This is a genomic window from Leifsonia sp. NPDC056665 (assembly GCF_042791795.1).
Lineage (GTDB): Bacteria > Actinomycetota > Actinomycetes > Actinomycetales > Microbacteriaceae > Leifsonia.
Genome location: NZ_JBHTXK010000016.1, coordinates 1 through 6,421 on the forward strand (window position 1 = coordinate 1; position 6,421 = coordinate 6,421).

5 protein-coding genes are annotated in these 6,421 nt (G+C 72.2%); 3 read left to right on the plus strand and 2 right to left on the minus strand.

The features are described from left to right. Positions 1 to 69: 69 nt before the first annotated feature. Entirely contained in the window at positions 70 to 603 is a 534-nt protein-coding gene (locus ACFQ9V_RS14565; RefSeq protein WP_382459847.1) for a dihydrofolate reductase family protein, read from the minus strand. A 52-nt stretch (positions 604 to 655) separates the two neighbouring features. On the opposite strand from ACFQ9V_RS14565, the gene ACFQ9V_RS14570 reads away from it, so the two are divergent. Beyond that, the gene (locus ACFQ9V_RS14570) at positions 656 to 1,636 is read left to right on the plus strand and encodes an aldo/keto reductase (RefSeq protein ID WP_382459931.1); all 981 of its coding nucleotides are present in this window, start codon (positions 656 to 658) and stop codon (positions 1,634 to 1,636) included. Positions 1,637 to 1,701: 65 nt separating this feature from the next. Here the strand turns inward: ACFQ9V_RS14570 and ACFQ9V_RS14575 are convergent, their stop codons facing one another. Then, positions 1,702 to 4,656, minus strand: coding sequence for a glycoside hydrolase family 2 TIM barrel-domain containing protein (locus ACFQ9V_RS14575; protein ID WP_382459848.1), 2,955 nt, complete (start codon positions 4,654 to 4,656; stop codon positions 1,702 to 1,704). Positions 4,657 to 4,764: 108 nt separating this feature from the next. Between ACFQ9V_RS14575 and ACFQ9V_RS14580 the strand changes: the two genes are divergently transcribed. Both ACFQ9V_RS14580 and ACFQ9V_RS14585 read left to right on the plus strand, forming a co-directional pair. Further along, positions 4,765 to 5,397, plus strand: a complete 633-nt coding sequence (locus ACFQ9V_RS14580; protein WP_382459849.1) for a TetR/AcrR family transcriptional regulator — start codon at positions 4,765 to 4,767, stop codon at positions 5,395 to 5,397. Positions 5,398 to 5,415: 18 nt separating this feature from the next. Next, positions 5,416 to 6,312: a formylglycine-generating enzyme family protein gene (locus ACFQ9V_RS14585; RefSeq protein WP_382459932.1), complete on the plus strand. Its 897-nt coding sequence runs from the start codon at positions 5,416 to 5,418 to the stop codon at positions 6,310 to 6,312. Positions 6,313 to 6,421: the final 109 nt, after the last annotated feature.

The following is a 6,421-nucleotide window of genomic DNA, read 5'->3' on the forward strand; positions in this document are numbered from 1 at the left end:
GGGCACGTAAACGCCCCTAAAACGCGCTTTTAGGGGCGTTTACGTGCCCCTCGGCGGTCTCGGGTGCGCTCAGGCGAAGCGGTAGACGTGCTCGACGGCGCCGGAGGGGAAGGTGTTGGTGCGGGAGAGCACCAGCGGGCGGCTGGCTTGGGCGACAGGCAGCAGGGGCTTGCCCGAGCCGACGAGCACCGGCACGTACGTGATGTGCAGCTCGTCGATCAGGCCGCGGTCGGCGAACTGGGCCGCGAGCGCCCCGCCGCCGACCATCCACACGTCGCGGTCGCCTGCGGCCTCCCGGAGCACCGCGTCGAGCTGGACGATGTCGCCGGAGAAGAACGTCACATCGGCCCCCTCCGGGACCGGCAGCGCGCGGTGGGTGACCACCCAGGTGGGGATGTCCTCGTACGGCCACGGCCCCTGCTCGCCGAGCACGAACTCGTACGTCGTCGCGCCCATCACCAGCGCGCCGATGCCGGAGATGAACTGCTGGTAGTGCTCGTCGAACTCCTCGAAGCCGAACTGCATGAGCCACTCGATGCGGTCGTGCACGTCGGCGATGAAGCCGTCGATGGAGGATGCGACGTAGTACTTCGTGAGGGCCATGCCGCGAAGGTACCAGCCGCCGCGGACACGGGGATATCGTGAGGGCATGGCACTGATGACGATCACACTGGGTACGGAGAAGCTCGAGGTCTCGCGACTCGGCCTCGGCTGCATGGGAATGAGCGCGTTCTACACCGGCGCCGGCGACGACGACGCCGGCTCGATCCGGACCATCCACCGGGCGATGGACCTCGGGGTCACCCTCTTCGACACCGCCGAGATCTACGGCCCGTACACGAACGAGGAGCTGCTGGCCCGCGCCTTCGCCGGAGGCCGCCGCGACCGGGTGGTCATCGCCACCAAGTTCGGCACCATCCTGCACCGGTCCAAGCACGAACGCGGCCTCGACGGCTCGCCCGAGAACGTCCGGCTCTCGGTCGAGGGCTCGCTGAAGCGGCTGCAGACCGACCGCATCGACCTCTACTACCAGCACCGGATGGACCCGGGCACGCCGATCGAGGAGACGGTGGGCGCGCTGAGCGAGCTGATCGAGGAGGGCAAGATCCGGCACTACGGGCTGTCCGAGGCCGCACCGGAGACCATCGTGCGCGCCAACGCGGTGCACCCGGTGACGGCGGTGCAGACCGAGTACTCGCTGTGGACGCGCGACCCGGAGACGGAGGTGCTGCCCACCGTGCGCGAGCTCGGCATCGGCTTCGTGCCGTACTCGCCGCTCGGCCGCGGCTTCCTCACGGGCTCGATCCGCTCGCTCGACCAGCTCGCCGAGGACGACTTCCGTCGCTTCAACCCGCGGTTCGAGGGCGACAACCTGGAGGCCAACATCCGCATCGTGGAGCAGGTCGACGAGGTCGCGCGCGAGGCCGGCGCCAAGCCGGGCCAGGTGGCGCTCGCGTGGCTGCTGTCGCGCGGCGACGACCTCGCGCCCATCCCGGGCACGCGCCGCGTCGAGAACCTGGAGCAGAACGTCGCCGCCGCCGACCTCGACCTCACCCCCGAGCAGCTCGCGCGGCTCGACGCCGTCGCCGCTCCCGTCGGCGACCGCTACGCCGACATGAGCCCGCTCAACAAGTAGCGCATCCAGGGGTCGCAACACGCCGCTTCGTCCCGCGCGAAGCGGCGTGTTGCGTCCCCTGTGCGTCAGATGCGGAAGTTCAGCCGCAGCGTGCGGGACTCGGGGCGGAGGGCGAACTCCGGCCAGACGTCGGGGCCGCACGCGCGGGAGCCGAGACCGTGCTGGGCGGCGTCCACGAACAGGTAGGTGGTGCCGGACTCCGGCAGCTCGTGCGGGTGGCGCGCCGCAGCGACCTGCTGCGGCGTGTGCCGGGACAGCGAGAAGCCGGGGAGACGGCCGCGGCCGTCCGGGAGGGCGGTGAAACCGAACGCGCCGAGGTTGACCTCGCGCACGGCCGAGCGGTGCCCGGTCTCCTGCGGGCGGGCGTACTCCACGTTCAGTTCGGCCACGGTGGCGCGGAACCGGCCGACGTACGCGGCACGGGTGCTATCGGGGTAGGACTCCAGCGGGCCGGCGCCGAACCACTCGGCAGCCTTCAGGACGCCGTCCCGGTCGGGGAGGTCGAAACGCACGCCGATCCGCGGCCACACGCTGGGCCAGCCGGAGGACGGCTCGATCTCCACCCGGAGGCCGAGCTCGCCGTCGTTCAGCGTCCAGACGGTCTCGACGGTGACGGAGTCCACGGCGTTCGCCGCGGAGACCCGGGTGATCGTGCGGAGGCCGTCCTCCGCCTGGTGGACCGCGACCAGTCGGTGCGTCAGCCGGTCGAGGCCCTGCTCGCGCCAGAGGCTCGCACTGGAGACGCCGACGGTACTCGCGTCGCTGGAGGCGAGGTCGCCGTAGGCCGCGCCCTCGTCGTTGTCGGTCGGCGCGCGGAAGAGCTCCAGTCTCGGGCCGGCGATCGCGCGGCCGCCGAGGGAGACGAGCCGGCCGCGTTCGAAGGTGGCGGGCCCGAGCGTGAGCGTGCCCTCGGCCTCCCTCCAGTCGACGGGCCGCGCTGCGGGACGGAGGCGCCGAGCCGCCGTGAGGTCGAGCTGCGCCCGGGCGACGACGTGACCGGCCGGCGCCCAGGCCGTGTCGGCGGCGAGCACCGCCGTCACGGTGAGCCAGGTCTCCGCGTCCTCCGCGACCGGGGCGGAGGGCAGCGGCAGTCGCACCGAGTCGCCGGCCTCCACTACCGGGAGGTCGAGCATGCCGGAGGCCGCCGCGCGCCCGTCGTGCTCGACAGTCCAGCGCAGCGCCAGGTCGGCGGTGCTCGCGCTGTGCCGCCGGTTCGTCACGACCAGCTCGCCGCCGTCGAATGTCAGCGCGACCGGCTGCGCCACCGCTTTGAACTCGTGGAGGCCCGGAGTGGGCACGTCGTTGGAGAGCACCATGCCGTCCATCACGAAGTTGCCGTCGTGGACGACCTCCCCGAAGTCGCCGCCGTACGCGTAGAAGGGTGTGCCGTCCGCGGTCCGGGTGAGGATGCCGTGATCGCGCCACTCCCAGACGAAGCCGCCGTGCAGCCGCGGGTGCGCGTCCGTCAGCGCCTCGTACTGGTCGAGCGCGCCGGGTCCGTTGCCCATCGCGTGCGCGTACTCGCAGAGGATGAACGGCTTGGTCCGCTGCCGCGCGCCCTGCGCCGGCGTGCAGCCGAGCAGCGGTGCGAGCGAGCCGTCCGTGCCGATCTGCTCGGTCTCCGGGACGGACGAGTACATGCGCGAGTAGACGTCGGTGTACTCGCCGGTGTAGTCGCCCTCGTAGTGCACCGGGCGCCCGGGGTCGCGGTCGTGCGCCCAGGCCGACATAGCGGCGAGGTTCGCGCCCGTGCCCGACTCGTTGCCGAGCGACCACATCACGATCGACGGATGGTTCTTGTCGCGCTCCACGGTGCGCCGGATGCGGTCGAGGTAGGCGTCGCGCCAGCGCGGGTCGTCGCTCGGGTTGTCCCGCCAGCCGGCCTTCTCGAAGCCGTGCGTCTCCAGGTCGCACTCCAGGATCACCCAGAAGCCCAGCTCGTCGGCGAGGTCGAGGAGGCGCGGGTGCGGCGGGTAGTGGCTGGTGCGGATGGCGTTCACGTTGAACTGCTTCATCCGGATCAGGTCGGCGCGGGCGTGCTCCTCGTCGAACACCCGGCCGCGCTCAGGGTGCGTCTCGTGCCGGTTCATCCCGTGGAAGACGACCCGACGGCCGTTGACGAGGAACCGGTCGCCGCGGATCTCGACGGTGCGGAAGCCGAGGCGGAGGGAGAGGGTCTCGCCCTGGGCGGCGACGGTGGCGTCGTAGAGCCGCGGGGTCTCCGCCGTCCACGGTTCCACCACGCCGACCGCGACGGGGGCGACGTCGGCGGGCGTCGCCCACACGGCCTCCACGCCGAGCTCGGGGATGCGCACGGTGACCGGGAAGGCGGCCGCGCTCGCGGTGACCTCCGGGAGGATCGTGCCCGCGCCGTCCGCGAAGGCGGTGCGCAGCCAGACATCCTCCAGGCCGTCGGCGGGGCGTGCGGTGAGCGTCACATCCCGGAAGATGCCGGGCAGCCACCACTGGTCCTGGTCCTCCAGGTAGCTCGCGGCCGACCACTGGTGCACGCGTACGGCGAGCAGGTTGCCCTCCGCCCGCACCAGGTCGGTCACGTCGAACTCGTGGGCGAGCCGGCTCCCGCTCGCGGTGCCGACCTCCACGCCGTTCAGCCACACGCGGTAGAGCGACTCGACGCCGTCGAATCGCAGCACGACGCGCGCGTCCGCGGGCCACCCGGGCGGCAGGTCGAACCGGCGCCGGTAGTCGCCGGTCGGGTTCTCGTCGGGCACGAACGGCGGCTCGATCGGGAACGGGTACTGCACGTTGGTGTAGCTCGGGCGCCCGTAGCGGCCGTCGCCCTGCAGGACCCAGTGCGCAGGGATGGGGAGGGTGTCCCAGCCGGCGTCGTCCAGGTCGGCGCGCGCGACGTCGTCCGGGAGGTCGGCGGTGGGGGAGAGCCGAAACCGCCACTCGCCGTTCAGCGAGAGCGACGGTGCGTCGGAGTGCAGCCAGGACCGCGGCGCGCGGACGGCGCCGGAGGAGGGTGCGGTGTCGGCGAGAAGGGCGGGAGACGGCACGTGGGCTCCTGGGATCGTCGGATCGTCACTGAATCGTCACAGCGGCGTGGAAGGACTAGCATCGACCGTAGTCGAAAATGGTTCGACTGACCTAATTTGGAGGCGGACGTGGACGGAGCCGGGGAAGCCGCTCGCCGGCGTGGGCCGTACGCGAAATCGGCCGAGCGGCGCCAGCAGATCGTGGATGAGGCGTACCGCGTGTTCGCCACCCGCGGCTACCACGGCAGCTCGCTGCGCGAGATCGCCGCGGCGGCCGGCATCGGGCTGAGCACGCTCCAGCACCATTTCGGCGGCAAGGAGGACCTGCTCCTCGCGGTGCTCGCCCGTCGTGACGAACTGGGCGGGGACGTCGACACCTCCGGCGGCCGGCTGCCCGACGACCTCCCGTTCCCCGACAGCATCATCGCCCAGGCCCGGCGCAACGAGGGCATCCCCGGGCTCATCGCGCTCTACAGCATCCTCGCCGCCGAAGCGACCGAACCCGGGCATCCCGGCCACGCGTACTTCCTCGGCCGGTACGCGGGGATGCAGGAGTCCTACGAGCGCGAGTTCGCCGCGCTCGCCGGGGCGGGCCGGCTCCGCGAGGGCGTGGACCCCGCGCTCGCCGCGGCGACGGTGGTGGCACTGTGGGAGGGCATCCAGCTCCAGTGGCTCTACGCTCCCGAGCGGATCGATGCGGCTGCGGCCCTGCGCGGCTACCTCGACCTGGTGCTCGACACCGGGGCGCCCGCTGCGCGGTAGCGTTGCCGTGTGGACGACATGGTGCGCATCGACGGCGGGACCTTCCGGATGGGGAGCGATGAGTTCTACCCGGACGAGCAGCCCGTCCACGAGCGGACGGTGGACAGCTATCTGATCGACCGGTACGCGGTTACCAACGCCGACTTCGCGCGGTTCGTGGACGCGACCGGTTACGTGACGGTGGCCGAGCGGCCGATGGACCCGGCCGACTATCCGGGGGTCGCCGCGGAGGACCTGGTGCCCGGCGCGATGGTGTTCACCGCGACCGCCGGGCCGGTCGACCTGCGCGACTGGCGGCAGTGGTGGCGGTGGGAGCCCGGCGCCCACTGGCGGCGCCCCGAGGGCGTGGACTCGGGCATCGAGGACCGGATGGACCACCCGGTCGTGCAGGTCGCGTTCGAGGATGCGTCCGCGTACGCGGCGTGGGCCGGTAAGCGGCTCCCCACGGAGGCCGAGCACGAGTTCGCCGCGCGCGGCGGGGTCGACGGGGCGCGCTTCGCCTGGGGCGAGGAGGCCTACCCGGGCGGCGAGGCGCAGGCGAACTCCTGGATCGGGAGCTTCCCTTACGACAATCGCGGCCGGTTCGGCGCGACGACGGCGCCGGTCGGCTCGTACCCGGCGAACGGCTACGGCCTCTACGACATCATCGGCAACACCTGGGAGCGGACGAGCGACTACTACGCGCCCCGCCATGTCGTGCCAGGCGAGGAGGCGGTGGACGCCGGGGCGCGCGTCAACCTGCTCGCGTCCGCCAGCGCCGAGCCGGGCTCGCGCATCCCGCGCCGGGTGCTGAAGGGCGGCTCCTACCTGTGCTCGCCGGACTACTGCCTGCGGTTCCGCCCGGCGGCGCGCTCGCCGCAGGCCGACGACACCGCGACCACCCACATCGGCTTCCGCTGCGCCGCCGACATCTGAGCGCCCCCACCCCCTGCGCCGGGGGGGCCCGTGTTTTGGCGTTTAGGGGGGGAAAGTTTAAAAAAAAAGGCCCACCGCGGGGGGTATCGCGGGGTGGGGGGGGGTTGTA

Bases quoted from the DNA above. Each gene is read 5' to 3' on its own strand.
- ACFQ9V_RS14585 (WP_382459932.1), top strand. From the start codon at position 5,416: ATGGTGCGCATCGACGGCGGGACCTTCCGGATGGGGAGCGATGAGTTC.
- ACFQ9V_RS14565 (WP_382459847.1), bottom strand. From the start codon at position 603: ATGGCCCTCACGAAGTACTACGTCGCATCCTCCATCGACGGCTTCATC.